The sequence below is a fragment of the Streptomyces sp. Je 1-369 genome, from assembly GCF_026810505.1.
Taxonomy (GTDB): Bacteria; Actinomycetota; Actinomycetes; order Streptomycetales; family Streptomycetaceae; genus Streptomyces.
Map to the genome: position 1 here is coordinate 8200697 of NZ_CP101750.1, position 17729 is coordinate 8218425.

General features: G+C 71.0%; 16 protein-coding genes. 6 read left to right on the top strand and 10 right to left on the bottom strand.

Annotation, left to right across the window (positions count from 1 at the left end):
- Positions 1-5: 5 nt before the first annotated feature.
- Positions 6-1124, top strand: coding sequence for a fatty acid desaturase family protein (locus NOO62_RS36220; RefSeq protein WP_268775025.1), 1119 nt, complete (start codon positions 6-8; stop codon positions 1122-1124).
- 98 nt (positions 1125-1222) lie between these two features.
- Here the strand turns inward: NOO62_RS36220 and NOO62_RS36225 are convergent, their stop codons facing one another.
- Positions 1223-2284, bottom strand: a complete 1062-nt coding sequence (locus tag NOO62_RS36225) for an aldo/keto reductase (RefSeq protein ID WP_268775026.1) — start codon at positions 2282-2284, stop codon at positions 1223-1225.
- Between the two features lie 120 nt (positions 2285-2404).
- Here NOO62_RS36225 and NOO62_RS36230 point away from each other — a divergent pair, with 120 nt between their 5' ends.
- The 3 genes from NOO62_RS36230 (at position 2405) to NOO62_RS36240 (ending at position 4805) form a co-directional block, all read left to right on the top strand.
- Positions 2405-3235: a helix-turn-helix transcriptional regulator gene (locus NOO62_RS36230; RefSeq protein WP_268775027.1), complete on the top strand. Its 831-nt coding sequence runs from the start codon at positions 2405-2407 to the stop codon at positions 3233-3235.
- A 113-nt stretch (positions 3236-3348) separates the two neighbouring features.
- On the top strand, positions 3349-4458 hold the full coding sequence (locus NOO62_RS36235; RefSeq protein WP_268775028.1) for a hypothetical protein: 1110 nt from the start codon (positions 3349-3351) through the stop codon (positions 4456-4458).
- 137 nt (positions 4459-4595) lie between these two features.
- Positions 4596-4805, top strand: coding sequence for a hypothetical protein (locus tag NOO62_RS36240; protein WP_268775029.1), 210 nt, complete (start codon positions 4596-4598; stop codon positions 4803-4805).
- Here the strand turns inward: NOO62_RS36240 and NOO62_RS36245 are convergent.
- The 9 genes from NOO62_RS36245 to NOO62_RS36285 all read right to left on the bottom strand — a co-directional run bounded on the left by NOO62_RS36245 (position 4770) and on the right by NOO62_RS36285 (position 14912).
- The gene (locus NOO62_RS36245; protein ID WP_268775030.1) at positions 4770-6902 is read right to left on the bottom strand and encodes a methyltransferase domain-containing protein; all 2133 of its coding nucleotides are present in this window, start codon (positions 6900-6902) and stop codon (positions 4770-4772) included. The two genes, NOO62_RS36240 and NOO62_RS36245, sit on opposite strands and share 36 nt — an antisense overlap.
- A gap of 21 nt (positions 6903-6923) precedes the next feature.
- Positions 6924-7862, bottom strand: coding sequence for an alpha/beta hydrolase (locus NOO62_RS36250; RefSeq protein ID WP_268775031.1), 939 nt, complete (start codon positions 7860-7862; stop codon positions 6924-6926).
- A 74-nt stretch (positions 7863-7936) separates the two neighbouring features.
- On the bottom strand, positions 7937-8353 hold the full coding sequence (locus tag NOO62_RS36255) for a DUF6917 domain-containing protein (protein ID WP_268775032.1): 417 nt from the start codon (positions 8351-8353) through the stop codon (positions 7937-7939).
- A complete protein-coding gene (locus tag NOO62_RS36260; protein WP_268775033.1) occupies positions 8350-9282 on the bottom strand; it encodes a Gfo/Idh/MocA family protein in 933 nt (310 codons plus the stop codon). Before NOO62_RS36260 ends, NOO62_RS36255 begins: the two co-directional genes overlap by 4 nt.
- The gene (locus tag NOO62_RS36265) at positions 9279-10439 is read right to left on the bottom strand and encodes an Ldh family oxidoreductase (RefSeq protein ID WP_268775034.1); all 1161 of its coding nucleotides are present in this window, start codon (positions 10437-10439) and stop codon (positions 9279-9281) included. The genes NOO62_RS36260 and NOO62_RS36265 overlap by 4 nt, the downstream gene beginning before the upstream one ends.
- Positions 10436-11731 (bottom strand): M20/M25/M40 family metallo-hydrolase, encoded by a 1296-nt coding sequence (locus NOO62_RS36270; protein ID WP_268775035.1) that lies wholly within the window; start codon positions 11729-11731, stop codon positions 10436-10438. Before NOO62_RS36270 ends, NOO62_RS36265 begins: the two co-directional genes overlap by 4 nt.
- A gap of 50 nt (positions 11732-11781) precedes the next feature.
- On the bottom strand, positions 11782-12705 hold the full coding sequence (locus NOO62_RS36275; protein ID WP_268775036.1) for a sugar phosphate isomerase/epimerase family protein: 924 nt from the start codon (positions 12703-12705) through the stop codon (positions 11782-11784).
- A gap of 49 nt (positions 12706-12754) precedes the next feature.
- Positions 12755-13807 (bottom strand): Gfo/Idh/MocA family oxidoreductase, encoded by a 1053-nt coding sequence (locus NOO62_RS36280; protein WP_268775037.1) that lies wholly within the window; start codon positions 13805-13807, stop codon positions 12755-12757.
- 73 nt (positions 13808-13880) lie between these two features.
- Positions 13881-14912 carry a polyprenyl synthetase family protein gene (locus NOO62_RS36285; protein WP_268775038.1) on the bottom strand — a complete coding sequence of 344 codons (1032 nt, stop codon included), beginning with the start codon at positions 14910-14912 and terminating at the stop codon, positions 13881-13883.
- A 473-nt stretch (positions 14913-15385) separates the two neighbouring features.
- Between NOO62_RS36285 and NOO62_RS36290 the strand changes: the two genes are divergently transcribed.
- Positions 15386-16591: a DegT/DnrJ/EryC1/StrS family aminotransferase gene (locus tag NOO62_RS36290; protein ID WP_268775039.1), complete on the top strand. Its 1206-nt coding sequence runs from the start codon at positions 15386-15388 to the stop codon at positions 16589-16591.
- Positions 16588-17706 (top strand): DegT/DnrJ/EryC1/StrS family aminotransferase, encoded by a 1119-nt coding sequence (locus NOO62_RS36295; RefSeq protein WP_268775040.1) that lies wholly within the window; start codon positions 16588-16590, stop codon positions 17704-17706. Before NOO62_RS36290 ends, NOO62_RS36295 begins: the two co-directional genes overlap by 4 nt.
- Positions 17707-17729: the final 23 nt, after the last annotated feature.

Consider the following 17729-nt stretch of genomic DNA (forward strand, 5'->3'; position numbering starts at 1 on the left):
GCATTTTGACCGCCATCGACCCCACCGCCCACCTGACCGCGGAGCAGATCGAGGAGCTCGGCCGCGAGCTGGACGCGATCCGCGACGAGGTGATCGCCGGGCGCGGCGAGAAAGACGCCGCCTACATCCGTAAGGTCATCGCGGCGCAGCGCAAGCTCGAGCTGGTAAGCAGGGGCGTGCTGCTGTTCTCGAGCTTCCCGCCCGCCTGGCTGATCGGAACCGCAGGACTGTCCGTGGCGAAGATCATGGACAACATGGAGATCGGCCACAACGTCCTGCACGGCCAGTGGGACTGGATGCGGGACCCGAAGATCCACTCCACCACCTGGGAGTGGGACCACGTCTCGCCGTCCGAGCAGTGGAAGCACTCGCACAACGAACTGCACCACACGTACACCAACGTGATCGGCAAGGACAACGACCTCGGCTACGGCATCATGCGCGTCGACGAGGACCAGAAGTGGCACCCGGTCCACCTCGGCCAGCCGCTGTGGAACCTCATCAACGCCTGCTTCTTCGAGTACGGCATCGCGGCGTACGACCTGGAGCTCGGCAAGAACCTGGAGAAGCGCCGCCGCAAGAGCCCGGAGTTCCGCGCGCGGGCCAAGGCCGTGGGCCGCAAGATCCGCAAGCAGGTGCTCAAGGACTACGTGATCCACCCGCTCCTGTCGGGCCCGTCCTTCCTCCCCACGCTCGGCGCCACGTTCACCGCGAACCTGGTCCGCAACATCTGGTCCCACTCGGTGATCATGTGCGGGCACTTCCCCGAGGGCGTGCAGGTCTTCGAGCGCCGGTCGATCAAGGGCGAGACGCGCGGCCAGTGGTACCTGCGCCAGATGATGGGCTCGGCGAACATCAGCGGCAGCAAGGCCATGCACTTCATGACCGGCAACCTGTCCCACCAGATCGAGCACCACCTGTTCCCGGACCTGCCGAGCAACCGGTACGCAGAGGTCGCGGTGAAGGTGCGCGCGCTCTTCGAGAAGTACGAGCTGGAGTACGTCACCGGGCCGCTGCCCAAGCAGGTGTTCTCCGCGTGGCACAAGGTCTTCCGGCTCTCCCTGCCGAACAAGAAGCCCAAGGTGACGACGCCGCACCGCGAGCGCGAGCTCGTCGCGGCCTGATCGAGGGAATGACGGGCGGGCTCGCAGGACCGCCGCCCGCCCTCAGGTTCGAAACCGTCCGAGGGCGGCAGCTCGTTGACCGGTGCCTCGGCGGTGGATCAGCGGCGCGGCTCGATCTTCAGGTCGCCGCTGTTCGACCTGCGGCCCCTCTCACCGGCGAGGAAGTCGTGCGGGAAGCCGAGGTCGATCGCGCCGGCCTCTTCGAGGCGGGACAGTTGCGAGGCGGTGAGATCGACGTCCAGGGCGCCCAGATTGTCCTTCAGCTGCGCGGGCGTGCGGGCGCCGATGATCGGGGCCGTCACTCCCGGTCTCCGCAGGGGCCACGCCAGCCCGACCTGGCCGGGGGTCCTGCCCTGCTCCGCGGCGACCTCCCGCACGACATCCGCGATGGCGAGATTGCGTTCCGTGAGCGCGCCGTTCGCGAGGTTGAACCCCTTGCGGGTGCCGTCCGCGCGGGCTTGCGCCGCGGTCAGGTCGGCGCGACTGTATTTGCCGGTGAGCACGCCGCCGGCCAGCGGGGAGAACGGGACCACGCCCAGTCCCATCTCGCGTGCCATGGGAATCAGGTCGCGTTCCGCGGTGCGCTCGATCAGGTTGTACTCGGTCTGCAACGCGACCAGCGGCGACCAGCCGCGCAGATCGGCGATCGCCTGCATCCGGGAGACCTGCCAGGCCGGGACGTTGCAGATCCCCACGTACAGCACCTTTCCCTGCCGGACCAGGTCGTCCATGGCGCGCAGAAATTCCTCGACCGGCGTCGTGAAGTCCCACACGTGCAGGTAGAGCAGGTCGATGTAGTCCGTGTTCAGCCGGCGCAGACTGGCCTCCACCGAAGCGAGGAGCGCTTTGCGGTGATTGCCCCCGGAATTCGGATCGCCGGGCCGGCGCAGCGTCGAGAACTTCGTCGCCAGCACCAGGCTTTCGCGGCTGCCGCGCGTGAACTCGCCCAGCAGGCGCTCCGAACTGCCGTCGGTATACGTGCTGGCGGTGTCGATGAAGTTGCCGCCGCGCTCGACGTACAGGTCGAACAGCTTGCGCGCCTCGTCCCGCTCGGCACCCCACCCCCACTCGGTGCCGAAGGTCGCCGCTCCCAGCGCCAGCGGTGAGACCCGTAGCCCGGAACGGCCCAATAGCCGATATGTGTCCAGCGTGAGCGACATCGTGCTCTCCTGTGCTTGTGATCCGTTGCCGGAACCAAGCCTGCGACCGCCGCGAAGCGGGGGTAAGGGAGAGGAGTTCCTGGGAAAGCCGGTCCTACCCTGGCGGTAGCATCGAACACGATGACGCGCACCGTGGACACCACACAGGAGTTGGCCGCGTTCCTGCGCACCCGGCGGGAGCGCCTGGACCCGCACGATGTCGGTCTGCCGACGCGCCGGCGGCCCCGACGGACCCCGGGACTGCGCCGCGAAGAAGTCGCCGAACTGGCCGGCATCAGCATCGACTACGTCGTACGGCTGGAACAGGGCCGCGGCCTGCGCCCCTCCGCAGACGTGTTGGAAGCGTTGTCCCGAGCGCTGCGACTGACCCCCGACGAACACCTCTATCTCTTCGATCTGGCCCAGCACCGGCCCCGTAAAGCCGGAAAGCCTGCCACCACGGCGCCGCCACAACTGGCCCGGCTGGTCGCCGACCTGTCGCCGTTGCCCGCCATGCTGATGAACCACCGCTACGACATCGTGGCCTGGAACGACGAAATAGCGAGACTGCTGCTGGATTTCGACACGCTTCCGCCGTCGCAGCGCAATGCGATGTGGCTGTGCCTCATGCATCCGGGAACGCGCGATTTGTATGCCGACCGAGAACTCGTCGTACGGGAGGGCGTCGCCCATCTGCGCGCCGCGTGGGCCGCGTATCCCGAGGACCGGGAGTTGGCCGATCGCATCGCCGAATTCACCGCTCGGGACGCGGAATTCGCGCGCATGTGGGGCGAGCGGGACGTCAAGGTCAACGGCCGCGGGCAGAAGGTGTTGCGGCATCCCGACGTCGGCGTGCTCGCGGTGGAATTCGAAGTCCTCGCGCCACTCCAGGATCCGGAACAGCGGTTGGTGATCTACCGTGCCGCTGACGCGGAGGCTCAGTCGGCACTGGACCGGTTGCGCCAACGGTGAGCCGCGGAGTTGCCGAGGTCTGCCATGTAGCGATTTCCCCCATGACCCAGACATGCTGGGAGACCCTCCGGTGGGGAGCCGGGGGCGAGACCTCTTTCCGAGTGGGGGAAAAAATGAGCAGACACACAGACCGGAGCACCAGACGCGTGCGGCGTGCATTAAGGGCGGCGGTCGTGATGGGCGCGGTCATCACGGCGCTGCCCGGAGTCGCTTCGGCCGAGCCCGCCGACGGTGCCGGTAACAGCAGTGTCGGCGTCGGTGTCGAGAGAGTCAGTGTCGCGGCTGACGGCACCCAGTTGGACCGCGATTCCACCGGTGGCGCGATCACGACCGACGGCCGCCGCATCGTCTTCTCGTCGTCGGCGACCAACGCCACGCCGGGCAACGCCGCCGGAAGTGAAAGGGTGTACCTGCGCGACGAGCCGTCGGGGCAGCTCAAGAGCGTGGGCAGCTACCCCGTCGACTCGCCGGTGATCAGCGGTGATGGCGAATACGCCGCCTACTGGGTGCTGTTGTTCAGGGACACCAAGGTCAAGCTGGCCCAGTGGACCGCGGGCAGCTCGATCGGCCTCAACTGTGATGCCCTCAACTGCAGTCAGCCTTCGCTGAGCGGCGACGGTCGCTACGTCGCCAATGTCGCCACCATCGGCCGACCCTCGACCAGTCAGCGCATCGACGTATGGGACTGGCAGGCCAACACCAAGCAGGAACTCGCCTGGTTCGCCCACACCGCACCGTCCCGCCCGTCCATCAGCGGTGACGGCCGCTTCGTCGCCTACCAGGACGGCAAGACCAAGGACGTCTTCCTGTGGGACGGGGACCACGGCTCCACCTCGGAACCGATCGAGGGCCCCTCCAAGGAGGCGACGATCGTCCAGATCAGCGAGGACGGCAGCAAGGTCGTCTACCTCTCCGGCTCCGACACCTACGTCCACGACGTGAGCTCGGGCACGGCCCGACGCATCCCGGACGTCAAGGGCCTGGCCATCGACCCCACCGGCGCCCATCTGCTGTACGCCCCGAACGACACGACCGGACCGTCCCTCGTGCTGCGCGACCTGACGTCGGACACCGACCAGGTGGTCTCGGACCGGCCGGCCTCGGCAGAGGTCGACGCGGTCAGCACCGGCGGGCACGACGTGGTCTTCGAGTCCACGGCCGACGACATCGTGCCCGGCGACACCAACGGCAAGTCGGACGTCTTCCTGCGCCGCTTCTCCTGATCGTCCGGTCCCGACCGTCCAGTCCTGACGCTCCAGCGCGACGAGGGTGACGTCGGGGAACCGCCAGCTCCGCCCGTGCGTGCACAGCCTGTTCCACTGACAGCCGTGTCACCACAGGCCTACCCAGGGCGGAACCCATGACCTCGCGGAACACCACGGCCGCAGCCACCCACCCCTCCGGCGGAGACGGGCCGCCGGGCCCGTCTCCCTCGGTGCGGTGGCTCGCGGTCGCCGCCGCACCCGGCTACTGGCTCGTGCTGGTGTCCCGGGTCCTCGTCGCCGCGCTCACGGTCCTGGCCCTTCGCGTCCACTCAGCCCGACGCCTCGACCCGCCCGCGCGCACCTGACCCGGCGGCCTCGCCGACCGCGACGTACACCCAGCCGCCGTACCGGGTCAGCACGCGGTGGCGGGCGGCGCCCTCCTGGATCGGTTCCCACGGATGGCGCTGGACCATACTGGTGTCGCCGCCGAACGGGGCGATCATCGGGCCGAGCGCGGGGATGAGCCGGTCCGGCCACCAGCGCGGCAGCCGGTAGTCGAGGACCACCCAGCGCCCGCCGGGAGCGAGTGCCTCGTAGCCGCGCTCGATCACCTTGGCGTACTCGCTGATGAGGGTCAGCGAGAAGCAGGCGGAGATCCCGCGGACGTTCTCCGGGTACTCGTACGTCGTCAGATCGGCCTGGACCAGGGAGACTTGGGACAGTCCGGCGCGCCGTACCCGGTCCTCCGCCTGTTCCAGCATGGCGTCGGTGAGGTCCACGCCGATCACCCGGCCGGTCGGCCCCACGGCCTCGGCGAGCATCGGCAGGTTGTGGCCCGTGCCGCAGCCCGCGTCGACGACCGTGTCGCCGGGGCGCAACGCCAGCTGCTCCAGCGCCAGGTGTTTGTAGGCCATCGTGCGCTGGCCGATGAGGTAGAGGCGGTTGGAGGTGAGGTCGTAGCGTTTGGCTCGCTTGCGGTAGACCTTCACCATGCGTTCGGACTCGGTGGTCATGGGCTCTCCTCGGGTGGGCGGCGGGCCGGTCCGGGCGGGGGCGGGGAGCGGGGCGGCCGGGGACGGCGGGTTTCTGGGGCCGCGCAGGACCGAGGCCAGCACCCTCGGCCTGAGTACGGCCCGGGGCGGGGCCAGCAGGTGCGTCATGTCGAGCAGGGCCATGGCAACGGTCCGGTCGGTGGTCGCCACCTTCAGGAGCCGGTCGGTGTAGCGCTTGCCGAGCCGTGCGGCGAGCGGCAGTGGACCGTCAGAGGCCCCCGGGTACGCCAGATCGGCGTTGCCCGACAGCATCCACGCGGCCTCCACACAGCCCGCGATCGGCTTGCGCAGGGAGCCGGTCAGACCGTCCGGGATCCGGCCGGTGCCAGGCGTTACGGCCCGCTCCAGGGCCTTGCGCACCACGAGCGCACTCGTACCGGCGACGGAAATACCCTGCCCGTAGGCCGGGTTGAAGGCGCCCACGGCGTCGCCGAGCACGAGGAAGCGGTCGGGCCAGCGCGTCAGCCGCTCGAAGTGGCGCCAGCGATTCTCCGTACGGCCCGAGCCGTACACGTCACCGAGAGGCTTCGCGTCGCGGATCGCGTCGTACAGGGCAGTGCTGCGCAGGCCTTTGGCGAAGTCGACGAAGCCCGCGTGGTCGAGCGGCGGACGCTCGCCGCCGAGCCCTGCCACGGAGACCATCCAGCGGCCGTTCTCGATGGGGTTGAGGATGCCCGAACGGGGCTCCTGCGGTGTGGACTGGAGCAGGATGCACTTCCAGTCGGCGGTGTTCCCCGGAGCGGGCTCCAGAATGCACGTGGAGTAGGCGCAGCCGGCGTCGACGACGCTCTCGTCGGGCGTGCGGTAGCCGAGCTCCTTGAGCCAGGCCGGGGCACGGGAACCGCGGCCGGTGGCGTCCACGACCAGGTCGGCCCGCTGCTCGTACGGCCGGCCCCCGTCTGCGCGCGCCCCGGGACGCCGGTCGCGGAGCAGTACGCCGCGGACCGTGTCGCCCTGTCCGGCCACGAGGCCGACCGCCTCCGTCTCCTCCAGGATCTCCACCGTGGACAGCTGCCGCAGGCGGCGCCGGACGGCCCAGTCGAGGAGGTCGCGCGAGCCGGACAGGACCATGTGGGGGCCCTCGAAGCGGTCCACCCAGCCGCCCGGCACCATGAGCAGCATGTCCTGCGGCATGCGGACCTCGACCATGCCCAGGTCACGCAGTTCGCCGAGGAGGCCGGGGAAGAGCACTTCGAGGGAGCGCTGCCCGGCGCCCAGCAGGTTGTGGGTGTGGCGGGCCTGGGGCACGCCGCGGCGCCACCGCGGTTCGTCCGGGTAGCGGTCGCGCTCCACGAGCGTGACCCGCGCCACGTGCGGGGCCAGCGCGGCGGCCGCGCAGAGTCCGGCGAGGCTGCCGCCGAGGACGACGGCGTGACTGCCGTCCTGTGGACGGGTGCTGCGGTCGGTCATGTCCTGTCCCCTCCTCTCGGCTCAGCGCCCACGGGCGGGGCAACGGCGGTCGAGCCACTCGTGCGCGGCGGCATACCAACTCGGGGCGGTGCGGTGGACGTTGAGGGAGTGCGCGGCGTCGGGGACGACGAACGCCTCCAGGTCGGCGGTGCCGGTGTAGAACTTCCGCTCGTACGCGGCCACGGACGCGGCGTCCTCGGTGGAGGCGTCCCCGCCGCCGAAGAGACGGTCCTCCCGGCCGACGGCCAGCAGGACGGGCACCCGTACCTCGGCGGCCACCTCCGGCTGGTAGATGGCATCCAGGGTGAAACCCTCCCCGGCGGTCACCGTCGACTTGGTGTCCTCGTGCCAGGCGGACACACCGGGGTCGATGCCGGCCGGGTGCTCGTACAGGGCGGCGCGTCGGCCGGGGCGGGTGGTCAGGTAGTTCTCCGGCGGGTTCGTCGGGGCGAGCAACGGGTCCTCGGCGGCCGGGTACAGGGCCGGCATCGCCTCCGGGTAGAGCGGACCGACCGCGTGCAGCAGTCCGGTGACCACCAAGGCGTCCAGGTCGCGGTGGCGGGCCGCCTCGATCAGGGCGATGCCGGAGCCCAAGGAGTGCCCGACGGCGACCACACGGCGGAAGGCGGGCAGTCCGGGAGCGCCCCGGCGCAGGGCTGTCACCACCTGGTGCACGGCCTCCACGTTGCTCTCCACCGTGACCTGCTCGGCCGGCGGGTGCTCGCTCGAACCGGTGCCGGGGCGGTCGAGGGCGAGGACGGCGTAGCCCTCGCCGATCGCGTGCCGGGTGTAGTCCAGGGCGCCGGGCGCGGTCCAGTAGCGGCGGTCGTAGGTGAGCCCCGGCAGCAGCAGTTGCACGGTGTCGGGCGCCTTGCCGGGCGGCAGGAACAGCTCCGCGTGGAGCCGCCAGGTGGTGCCGGGGGCGTGCGGTGGGGTCACATCGAAGGTGACGTGATGCATGCGAATTGCACCCTTCTGCTTCCAGATTGTTGATGTGGTCAGTCGGCACTGGTCAGCGGTCCGTGGTCAGCGATTCAGGCGGTCGGCCGTTCCTGGCGGAAGGACAGCCGCGTTTCCGGCCGCAGGTCCAGGGCACGCCCCGTGATCAGGTCGTCGACGGCGATCAGCACGTTGTAGTGGTTGGGGAAGTGGCAGGAGTCGAAGCCGAGCACCGTGCCCGCGAGGCGGCCGTCCAGCCACACCTCGTCGCCCCGGTCGATCACCCCGGCGCTCTGGATCTCGGCGAAGCCGAGGAAGCCGACCCGGTCGATACGGGACCCGGGCGCACTGCCGGTCTGGTCGGTGGTGACCAGTTCGTGTACCTCGCCCGTGCGGACGCAGCGGCTGGTGAACTCCTCCAGGCGCATGCCCCGGTCGTCGCGGCGGTGGGTCAGCACCTTCACCACCGTGGCGTGCACGGTGCGTTTGGCGCCGTCCTCGCCCGGGTTCACCGGCCCGCTCCTTCCGCGCGGTAGACGGCGTCGACCAGTTCGAGGGCGGCGAGGCCGTCGTGGGAGGCGTCCTGCCCACCGCGCAGGCGGGTGTCGAAGTCCGTGAGCACGCCGACGTACTCGTGCCAGAGTGATCCCTTGAACTCGGGGTGGCCGTCGAGCATGTCGGCGTACAGCCGCGTGCCGTCCTCGAGTTCGGCCGTGACGTCTTTGACCTCGCCGTCGTAGGCCCAGTCGAGTTCGACCCGGGCGGTGACTCCGTCCTTCGAGCGCAGGTCGACCGAGGCTTGCCGGTCGGTGCCCGGTCCGTCGCGGACGACGTCGGCCGCGGCCAGGTCGACATCGCCGAGGAACAGCCGTACCAAGTCGAAGGCGTTGGGGCCGTTGTCGGCCACGCAGCCGCCGCCGCAGCGCTCGGCGTCGAGGTACCAGCGGTCGCTGCCCGCGTGCTCCTCGATGCGTTCGAGGTAGCGGACGGTGAGGGAGCGCAGAGGGGAGCCCGCCGCCAGGACGTCGTCGAGCAGACGCAGGACGGCGGAGTTGTAGCGGCGGTGGAAGGACGTGAAGAGGGTCACGTTCTTCTCGCGGGCCAGAGCGGCGAGCGCCCGGCCGTCCTCGACACGGATGGCGAGCGGCTTCTCCACGCAGACCGCGACCCCCGCGGCGAGGGCGTCCCGGCACACCGTGGCGTGCGCGTCGTTGGGAACGTTCACGACGACCGCGTCCACGGCGGCGTCGGCGAGGAGTTCGGCGTGACCGGTGTAGCACTTGGCCACGTTCTGGAACGGCTCCAGAGCGGCGGGCCGCAGATCGCACACGGCGGTGAGGTCGAGGCCGGGCAGCCGGTCGAAGCCGGCGACGTAGAACTTCGATATGACGCCCAGGCCGATGAGGCCGACACGGGTCCGGGCTTCGGGGCGGCGGGTCATCGGGCACCTGCCGTGGGGAGAGCGTCCCGCGCCGCGACCGGCTCGGGAAATCCGATGCCCTGTTCCGCGGCGAGCGCGGTGAGTTCGGCGTGGCACTGGGCGGACAGCGGTACGCCGTGCCTCCTGCGGTGCGCCGCGGTCAGTTCCTCGGGCCGTCCGGGGTAGCTCACCGGCCGGGCGGGGTCGAGGGGCGGGCAGTCGAGGAGCGCTCCGAAGAGCCCGTCCGCCTCGGCGTGGAAGTCCGGGCCGGGGCGGAGCGCGCCGGGGGCCATGACGAGGGCGGTGAGCCCGATGTCGTCGTCGCGCCCGGAGGGCTGTCCTTCGCCGGTCAGGGCCTCCGGAGCGGGGCCGAGCCCGGCGCCGGGCACCAGCGCGGCGAGCACCTCGACCATCAGGCCGAGTCCGTACCCCTTGTAGGCGCCGGTGGCGGGGTCGCCGCCGAGCCAGCGCAGATAGCCCTCGCCTGCGTCGAGGGCGTGCGGGTCGGTCACCGGGCGCCCCTCGGCATCCTCCAGCCAGCCCTCCGGTATCGGTTCCCCGGCGCGGGCGGCGGCCCGCACCTTGCCGGTCGGCACCACAGTGGTGCTCATGTCGAGGACGTACGGCGGACGGTCGCCCGCGGGTGCGGCGATGCTGAACGGGTTGGTGCCCAGCATCGCGGCCCGGCCGCCCGGCGGGCGTGCGATGCGCTGGCGGCCGCAGTTGGAGGCGAGGAAGGCCACCATGCCGCGCCGGGCGATCCGCGCCGTGTGGTGTCCCGCGCAGCCGAAGTGGGTGGCGTTCCGCATGGTCACGAGGGCGACGCCGGTCTGCGCGGCGCGGTCGGCGGCCAGCTCAAGTGCCTCCGTCGCCGCCCACAGGCCGAGGGAGCGGCGTCCGTCGAGGAGGACGGCGGCACCGGTATCGGTGATCTTCTCCGGCTCCGCGGTGGCGTCGATACGGCCCGCGTCGAGCGCGGGCAGGTACAGCCGGGTGAGATTGGCCAGACCGTGCGAGGTGAGTCCGGTGAGATCGCCGTGGACGAGAGCCTCCGCGGCGGTGCGGGCCCGGCCCTCCGGCACCCCGCGGCCGGTGAGGACCTCGGCGCTGAAGGCCACGAGGGCGTCGTGCGGGACGGTCACCCCGCCGCGCGGCGGGGCATCGGTCGACTGGGTCACTGTCGCATTCCTCCTGTGGTGGCGTGCTGCCGGGCGGCGAAGCGGACGAGGATGCCGCTCACCGCCCCGGCGAAGGCTTCGAGATCGGACAGGTCGGCGTACTCTCCGGCCGCGTGCGCGTGATTGCGGTCGAGGTCGCCGGGGCCGAGGATGGCGGTGTGGGCGCCGGGCAGGCCCGCCATCCATATCGCGTCGCAGGTGAACGCGGGTTCGTCGGCGGGCCAGCGGCCCGGCCCGCCCTCCGGCGTCATCAGGTCGATGGCCCAGGGGCCCACCGCGGCCGGGAGCGCGGGCAGGCCGCGCTTGTGCCACTCGACGCGGGTGATCGCAGCGGCGTCCGCCGCGGTACGGGCCAGGACCCGGTGGGTCCGGTAGGCGTCGGCGAACTCCCGTACGCCGTCGGCCACTTCCCTCTCCAGGTGGCCGGCCAGAGCGCGGCCGGTGGCGGAGTCGGGGTAGGAGCAGTTGAGCAGCAGGCGGCCGGTCCCGTACACCCGGTTGTGGAGGTGCCCGGTGTGCAGTCCCGCGACGCAGACCTGGCCGCCGGCCGCGTGCTCCGGGAGCCGGACGGCGAGACGTTGTGCGAGGTGGCCGAGGAGGACGGTGGCGTTGTGCCCCGCGGCGGGGCGGTCGTCGATGGCGTCGTCCCCGTCGACCCGGACACAGGCGGTCATGGCGGCCGTGGAACGCGAAAGGACCCGCATTCCGGTGGGCTCGCAGAACACGTTGAGGCGCCCGTACCAGCCACGGCGCAGCAGCGGCCGGGTACCGAACACGCCCATGGCGCCGCCCTCCTCGCCGGACACCGCCTGGATGAGCACGCGGGTGTCCGCGAGACGGTCGGGGGCGGCGGCGAGTGCCGCTCGGATACCGGCCAGCAGGGCCACGGCGGGACCCTTGGCGTCGATCGCGCCGCGCCCGGTGAAGCGTCGCCCGTCGAACCCGACCGGTTCGAGACCGGCGACGGTGTCGAGGTGCACGTTGAACATCACCGTGCTCGTCCGCGGCAGATCGGGGCCGAGCGCGAGGACCAGGGAGGGCTGCGCGGCCAGGAAGCCGGGACGGTCCTCGACGGCCCGGCGTACGGCGAGCGGGACTTGGTCACCCGTCAGCTCGGACGCTTCGGCGGCGGCGTGGTGCACGACGTCGAAACCCAGGTCGCGTGCGGCGTCCGCGTAACTTCGCTGGGCCTCCCACAGGCGGGGCTCGTCCTCGCTCTCCAGCATGCTGACGGTGGGGAGTTCGAGGAGGCGCAGCAGCAGGTCGCGTTCGGCGCGGGTCAGCCTCGTCATCGAAGTCATCGAAGGCGTCGAAGTCGTCGAAGGCGTCGGAATCAGCGGAGTCATCGCAAGACCCCCCGGCGGGCAGCCGCGGTGGCGGGCAGCCGTGTGGCCAGGCGTTCCAGCTCGCGGCCGTACCGCACGAACTCGTCGATGCCGTTGCCGCCCGCGTCCGTCCGGCCCTCGTGGGGGCGGACCGTGCGGTGGGGCTCGATGGTCCAGGTGCCCGCGTGGCCCCGGTCGAGAAGGAGCCCCAGACAGTCCGCCACCTGGCAACTGCCTTCCCCCGGCAGGGTGTAGACCGCACCGTCCGCCTCGGCCCGCGCGTCCTTGACCTGCACGTGGTCGACCCACGTGATGAGTTCGGTGAGCAGGTCGTACGCCTCGTAGCCGTACGCCACTCCGTTACCGGTGTCGAACAGCAGCCGCAACGCCGGGCTGTCGACTTCCGCGAGCAGCCGCAGCGTGCGGGCCGGGTCGGCGCCGGCCCACCCCGCGCAGTTCTCGTGCAGCAGGACGAGCCCGGCGTCCTCGGCCTGCCGGGCCAGGCGCGACATCCGGGAGATCGTGCGGCGGGCCCACTCCGGCTCGTCGAGCGGCGCGCCGGGGTCGTTCGGGTACGACATCACCCGGATGTGACGGGTGCCGAGAGCGGCGCACATCGGGGCGAGGCGCTCCAGCTCGCCGCAGTCGAGCTCGAAGTCACCGGTGATGGGGCGGGCCCAGTTGGCGATGCGGGAGTCGACGCACACCACGTCGAGGCGCGCCTCGTGCAAGGCCGTGACGACGTGGTCGAACGCGGCGTCGTCGAGGTCGGCGACCGCGGTGCCGTCGATGTCGCGCAGCTCGATCGCCGACCAGCCGAGGAGCTGGTGGGCGCGGATCTGACCGGCGAGGTCGGGGGCGGCCTCGTCGCCGATGCCCGCGTAGCGAATGCCGGGGGGCGGCGGGAGCCGGGAGCCATGTGCTGCCGTATCGCTCGTCATCGTGTCAGCTGATGTCATGTCGCCCGACGCCGGCGCACCTGACGCTGTGTCACCCCGCATGGCTCACCTGCCGCCCGCCGGACCCGGCGGGGGAGTGGGTGCCGGCCGGGCCGAGCCGCCGCGTCGCGTCCTTGGCGTCGGCCAGCAGCTCCACCACCCGTGCGGAAAGGCGCAGTTGGGGTTCCAGGTCGGCGCCGTCGCGCAGGGCGCGGTACGTGTCGACGAAGTACGCGGACAGCGCGTCGTCGGGAAAGACCTCCCAGGTCTCGGGGCGCCCGGTGCGGCTGAACCTCAGCTGGGCGTAGTGGTCGTCCTCGCCGTTGGGATAGTGCGCGACCGCCCGGCCGTCGGTGAACTCCAGCTGGACGCGGCGTTCGCGGACCGGGGCGGTGAGGTCGGAGACGATCCGGGTGGTCGCCTCCCGGTGCCGGAAGACGAGTTCGGCACGGCCCATGCCGGGGATGGTGGTGTCGCCGATCCGCATGTCGGTCAGCTCGGCGGCGGCGAGAGCGGCGTCCCCGGCGAGCCGCAGGCAGAGCCCGAGGGAGTGCGGGGGTTCCACGTCGAACGCGGTGGGGTGGCCGCCGTCGGTCAGCGTGCGGCGCATGCGTGGCTTGCTCTGCCGTATGTCGATGGAGCGCAGCTCGCCGAGGGCGCCCTCCTTCACGACGCGGTCGAGCCGTGCGGTCAGCGCGCTGGCCAGCCAGGGAGCGACGATCGCCAGGCGCAGCCGCTCGGTGCGGGCGAGGGCGAGGATCTCGCGGACGGACTCGCGGTCGACCGCCAGGGGCTTCTCCACGATGATCCGCCGGAAACCCGCGGCGGCCAGTTCGTGCAGCAGACCGAGACGGGCGATGGGCGGCGTGCACAGGTGTACGACGGTGTGCTCGGGGTCCAGCAGGGTGCGGGCCTGGGCGACCGAGCCGACAGGACGTAATCCCTCGGCGCGCGCGAGTGCCTGGGGCGCCGCGGGGTCGAGCGTCAGGACGGGGGCGGTGTCGAAGAGGTCGGTGTGCCGCCCGGCGGCGCGCAGCTTGCGCAGGACCGCCCAGTGCAGTCCGAGGCCCGCCCGCCCGAGCCCGATGATCAGTGTTCGGTCCATGCCGGTGCGGTTCCTTTCGGTGGATCGGGTACGACGTCGTGGGTCCCGTACCGCTGCGTGCAGCGCGTACGGCTCAGTGGTTTCGGTATGCCACGCGCGTGGTGAGTTCCATGAGTTCAGTCCGCCACCGGGGCACCAGTGGTGCCTCGGCCACCGCCTTGCGCGCCTGGTCCACGAGGTTCGCGATGCGCTGTTCGACCTCATCGGCGACACCGGTCGTGACGAGCAGTTCGCGCATTCTGGCCGCGCTGTCGGGGACGGCGGGCGTGGCGGCGAGTTCCCGGATCCGGCCGTCCCGGCGTACGGCGAGACTGAGCAGGTAGCTCATCTTGAACCGTTCGAGGTCGAGACCGGCGGGCTTGCCGGTGTCCTCGGCATCGCCGAAGGTGTCGATGAGGTCGTCCCGGAGCTGGAACGCCTCACCCAGCGGCAGGCCGTACCGCTCGAAGACGTCGGCGAGGTCGGGCCGGCCCGCCAGCGCGGAGCCGAGTTGCAGGGGGCGCTGGATGGTGTAGCGGCCGGACTTGCACACGGCGATCCAGCGCGAGAGCTCGGGGTCGGCCACGCCCTCGGCGGCGACGGCGATGTCGAGGTACTGGCCCACGGTGACCTCGATCCGGGTCTCGTCCCACACCGCCTGGGCAGCCGCGGGCAGAGCGTGGGCAAGCCGGTCGGCGTAGACGTGCGCGAGGTCGGCGGCGAGGTTGGCGATGCCCTCTCCGTAACGGCGGGGTTCGCCGCGCAACAGGCGCGCCCGGTGCTCTTTGGCGTGCCGTTCGTGGGCGGTGACGGCGCCCCGGCGCAGCGCCGAGTCGTCGAGTACGTCGTCCCGCAACAGCGCGAAGGTGTGCAGGAGTTCGAGGGCGGCGGCCGCGTCGACGGCCCGGTCGCTCCCGGGTTCGCCACCGGCGGCGAGATGGCCGAGGAGGCAGAAGCGGGGGCGCAGCTGTTTGCCCTTGGCCGTGGTGATGGCGGTGACGCTGTCGACGAACGGGGCGAAGCGCGGATCCACGGCGGTCCAGCGCGCGCTCTCCTGGGTGAGGACGGTGTCGATGCGTTCCTGGACCGCGTCCAACGACCGGGTCAGCACGTCGTCGTCGCTCATACGGTGCCTTTCGTCAGGTATGGCGGACTGCCCACGATGCTTTCCGGACGAGTTCCCTGGAATTCCTCGCGCTCGGCAGGAGCCGTATTTCTCGGATGAGGCGCCGTCGGGTTTGTCGGCCCTCCGGGATCGCCGAGAATGCGCTGAGGGAGCACATCCTCTGTAACCCGATGATCGGGCTCCGGAACGTGTGTCCGGCAATGCCACGGCTCTGCGGCGGCTCTTGGGAAAAGCTGCGCCGAGGGGGCAGCCCCTGTCAAGCGCCCGACGCCCGCAGCCGGTCAGGAGTGTCGGTTTGCGTCCTTCATCTGCCCGCCCTGACCTGGCAGTTGGCTCCCTCCGACGATCCGGTATGGCTGATGCTTGCCGGGTTCTCGCCCTGGGCCCCGGCAAGGGTTTGTCATTGCCATGGGGAAAGTGACCCGCCTAGCTTCGCATCATCCATATCTCCGGCCTGCTACACGGAGGACTGTGTGATCTCCCCTGCCCGGAACGTCGATCCCAACGCGGAACGAGAAATCGGAGACCCGGTTCCGTTCTTCACCCAGGCCGACACCTTCAACGCCTGTTGGCCGGACATAAACCGCCACCTCAACGAGATGTTCGACCGGGGAAAGTACTCCCACGGCCGACAGGTCGCGGCCCTGGAAAAGGCGCTCGCCGAATACACCGGAGCACGGCATGTGGTGGCGGTGAACAGCGGCACGGACGCCCTCGTCCTGCTGCTGCGAGCCTGTGGCGTCGGCCCGGGTGACGAGGTCGTCGTGCCGGCCTTCAGCTTCGCCGCCACGGCCACCTCGGTGGCACTGGCCCGCGCCACACCGGTCTTCGCCGACATCGAACCGGAGAGCTACTCGCTCGATCCGCGGTCCGTCGAGGCGGTCATCACCCCGCGCACCAAGGCGATCATGCCGGTGCACCTGTTCTGGCAGCTCGCCGACATGGGCGCGCTCTGCGCCTTGGCGGAGCGGCACGGCGTGAAGGTGGTGGAGGACAGCGCGGAAGCGATCGGCATGCGCCGCGGCGGTGTCCACGCCGGACTGCTGGGCGATGCCGGTGTGCTGTCGTTCTTCCCCACCAAGACCCTGGGCGCACTGGGCGACGCCGGCGCCGTCCTGACGGACGATCCGGAGATCGCCGAGCAGGTGGCGATCCTGCGCCACCACGGCCGGATGGGCCGCACCGTGGACCACATCGCCGGCATCTCCAACCTCTCGGGGGCGTCGGGCACCAACAGCAAGATGGACGACATCCAGGCGTCCGTGCTGCTCGGCAAGTTGCCCCGGCTCGATGCGGCGATCGCACGCCGCACGGAGCTCGCGTCGGTCCTCACGGAGCTGCTGCGCGGCATACCGGGCGTCCTGCGGCTGCCCACGGTGGTCGATCGGGGCGTGTCGGCGAACCCGGTCTTCTACGTGTACGTGATCGAGGTGGAGCGCCGGGACGCTCTGGTGGAACACCTCACCCGGGACGGCATCGGCACCGAGGTCTTCTACCCGATCCCGCTCCACCTCCAGCCCTGCTTCGCCGAACTCGGCCACCGGAAGGGTGACTTCCCCCACGCCGAGGCGGCCTGTGAGCGCACCGTCGCGCTCCCCTTCCATCCCGACCTCGCCCTCGACGACGTACACCGAGTGAGCGAGTCCATCCGCCGCTTCTACACGGGGGCCGCATCATGAGGACTCTGCCCTTCTTTCCCCCCGACCTCTTCGAGGAGGACCGGGAGGCACTGCTCGCGGCCGTGCACGAGCTGGGCACGGGCCCCGAACAGCGGTTCATCCTCGGCGCGCGCACCGCCGAACTGGAGGACGCGCTGCGCGAGATGACCGGCGCCGACCACGTCATCGCCTGCGCCAGCGGCACCGGAGGGCTTGAGCTGTCCGTGCGTGCTCTGGGCATCGGCCCCGGCGACGAGGTGATCGTGCCGGCCTTCTGCTGCCAGCCGGTGGCCAGTTCGGTGGCGAACACGGGGGCCACCCCGGTCTTCGCCGACGTCGACCCGTGGACGATGGTCCTGGACCCCGACGCCACGAAGGCACTCATCACCGAACGCACGAAGGCCCTGATGCCGGCCCATGTCTTCTCGATCATGGCGGACATGGAGCAGCTGGGAGCGATCGCCCGCGATCACGGCGTGGCACTGATCGAGGACGCGGCGGTCGCCCAGGGCGCCGTCCTGGACGGACGGCCCGCCGGGCGCTGGGGCGACCTCGGGGTGTTCTCCTTCTTCCAGGTCAAGGCGTTCGGCACGGCGGGGGAGGGCGGCGTGGTCCTCACCGACGATCCGGAACTCGCGCGCAACGTACGGATGTTGCGCAACCACGGTCAGGACGGCGTCCACCGTTTCCTGCACCACCGGATCGGTCAGAACAACCGGTTCGACGAGGTGCTCGCCGCCTTCCAGCTGCACCGGCTGCCCGGCTTCCCCGACCGGCTGGAACGCCGTGCCCGGATCGCCGACTACTACACCGAGCGCTTCGAGGACCTGCGCGAACGCGGCGCGCTGGCCCCGCCCGCGGGACGCAACGGCCGCTGCTACTACGTCTACTCGCTGCTGGTCGACCGGCGCGAGGAACTCAGCGCCCACCTGGCGGAACGCGAGATCGGCAGTCACATCTACTACCCCGTGCCGCTGCCCCGGCAGCCCGCCTTCGCACCGTGGGCCGCACCCGACGTCAGCTGGCCGAACGCCGAGCTGGCCTCCGCCCACAACCTGGCCATCCCGATCTGGCCGCACCTGAGCGACGCCGAGGTCGAGTACATCGCCGACACGGTCTGCGAGTTCTACGCATGAGTACGCGCGAGCAGCCTATGGAG

What these genes read in the sequence shown, in the direction of transcription:
- NOO62_RS36270 (WP_268775035.1), bottom strand. Translation starts at nt 11,731, where the DNA reads ATGACGAGGCTGACCCGCGCCGAACGCGACCTGCTGCTGCGCCTCCTC.
- NOO62_RS36295 (WP_268775040.1), top strand. Translation starts at nt 16,588, where the DNA reads ATGAGGACTCTGCCCTTCTTTCCCCCCGACCTCTTCGAGGAGGACCGG.
- NOO62_RS36285 (WP_268775038.1), bottom strand. Translation starts at nt 14,912, where the DNA reads ATGAGCGACGACGACGTGCTGACCCGGTCGTTGGACGCGGTCCAGGAA.
- NOO62_RS36235 (WP_268775028.1), top strand. Translation starts at nt 3,349, where the DNA reads ATGAGCAGACACACAGACCGGAGCACCAGACGCGTGCGGCGTGCATTA.
- NOO62_RS36230 (WP_268775027.1), top strand. Translation starts at nt 2,405, where the DNA reads ATGACGCGCACCGTGGACACCACACAGGAGTTGGCCGCGTTCCTGCGC.
- NOO62_RS36250 (WP_268775031.1), bottom strand. Translation starts at nt 7,862, where the DNA reads ATGCATCACGTCACCTTCGATGTGACCCCACCGCACGCCCCCGGCACC.
- NOO62_RS36280 (WP_268775037.1), bottom strand. Translation starts at nt 13,807, where the DNA reads ATGGACCGAACACTGATCATCGGGCTCGGGCGGGCGGGCCTCGGACTG.
- NOO62_RS36225 (WP_268775026.1), bottom strand. Translation starts at nt 2,284, where the DNA reads ATGTCGCTCACGCTGGACACATATCGGCTATTGGGCCGTTCCGGGCTA.
- NOO62_RS36240 (WP_268775029.1), top strand. Translation starts at nt 4,596, where the DNA reads ATGACCTCGCGGAACACCACGGCCGCAGCCACCCACCCCTCCGGCGGA.
- NOO62_RS36275 (WP_268775036.1), bottom strand. Translation starts at nt 12,705, where the DNA reads ATGACGAGCGATACGGCAGCACATGGCTCCCGGCTCCCGCCGCCCCCC.
- NOO62_RS36260 (WP_268775033.1), bottom strand. Translation starts at nt 9,282, where the DNA reads ATGACCCGCCGCCCCGAAGCCCGGACCCGTGTCGGCCTCATCGGCCTG.
- NOO62_RS36245 (WP_268775030.1), bottom strand. Translation starts at nt 6,902, where the DNA reads ATGACCGACCGCAGCACCCGTCCACAGGACGGCAGTCACGCCGTCGTC.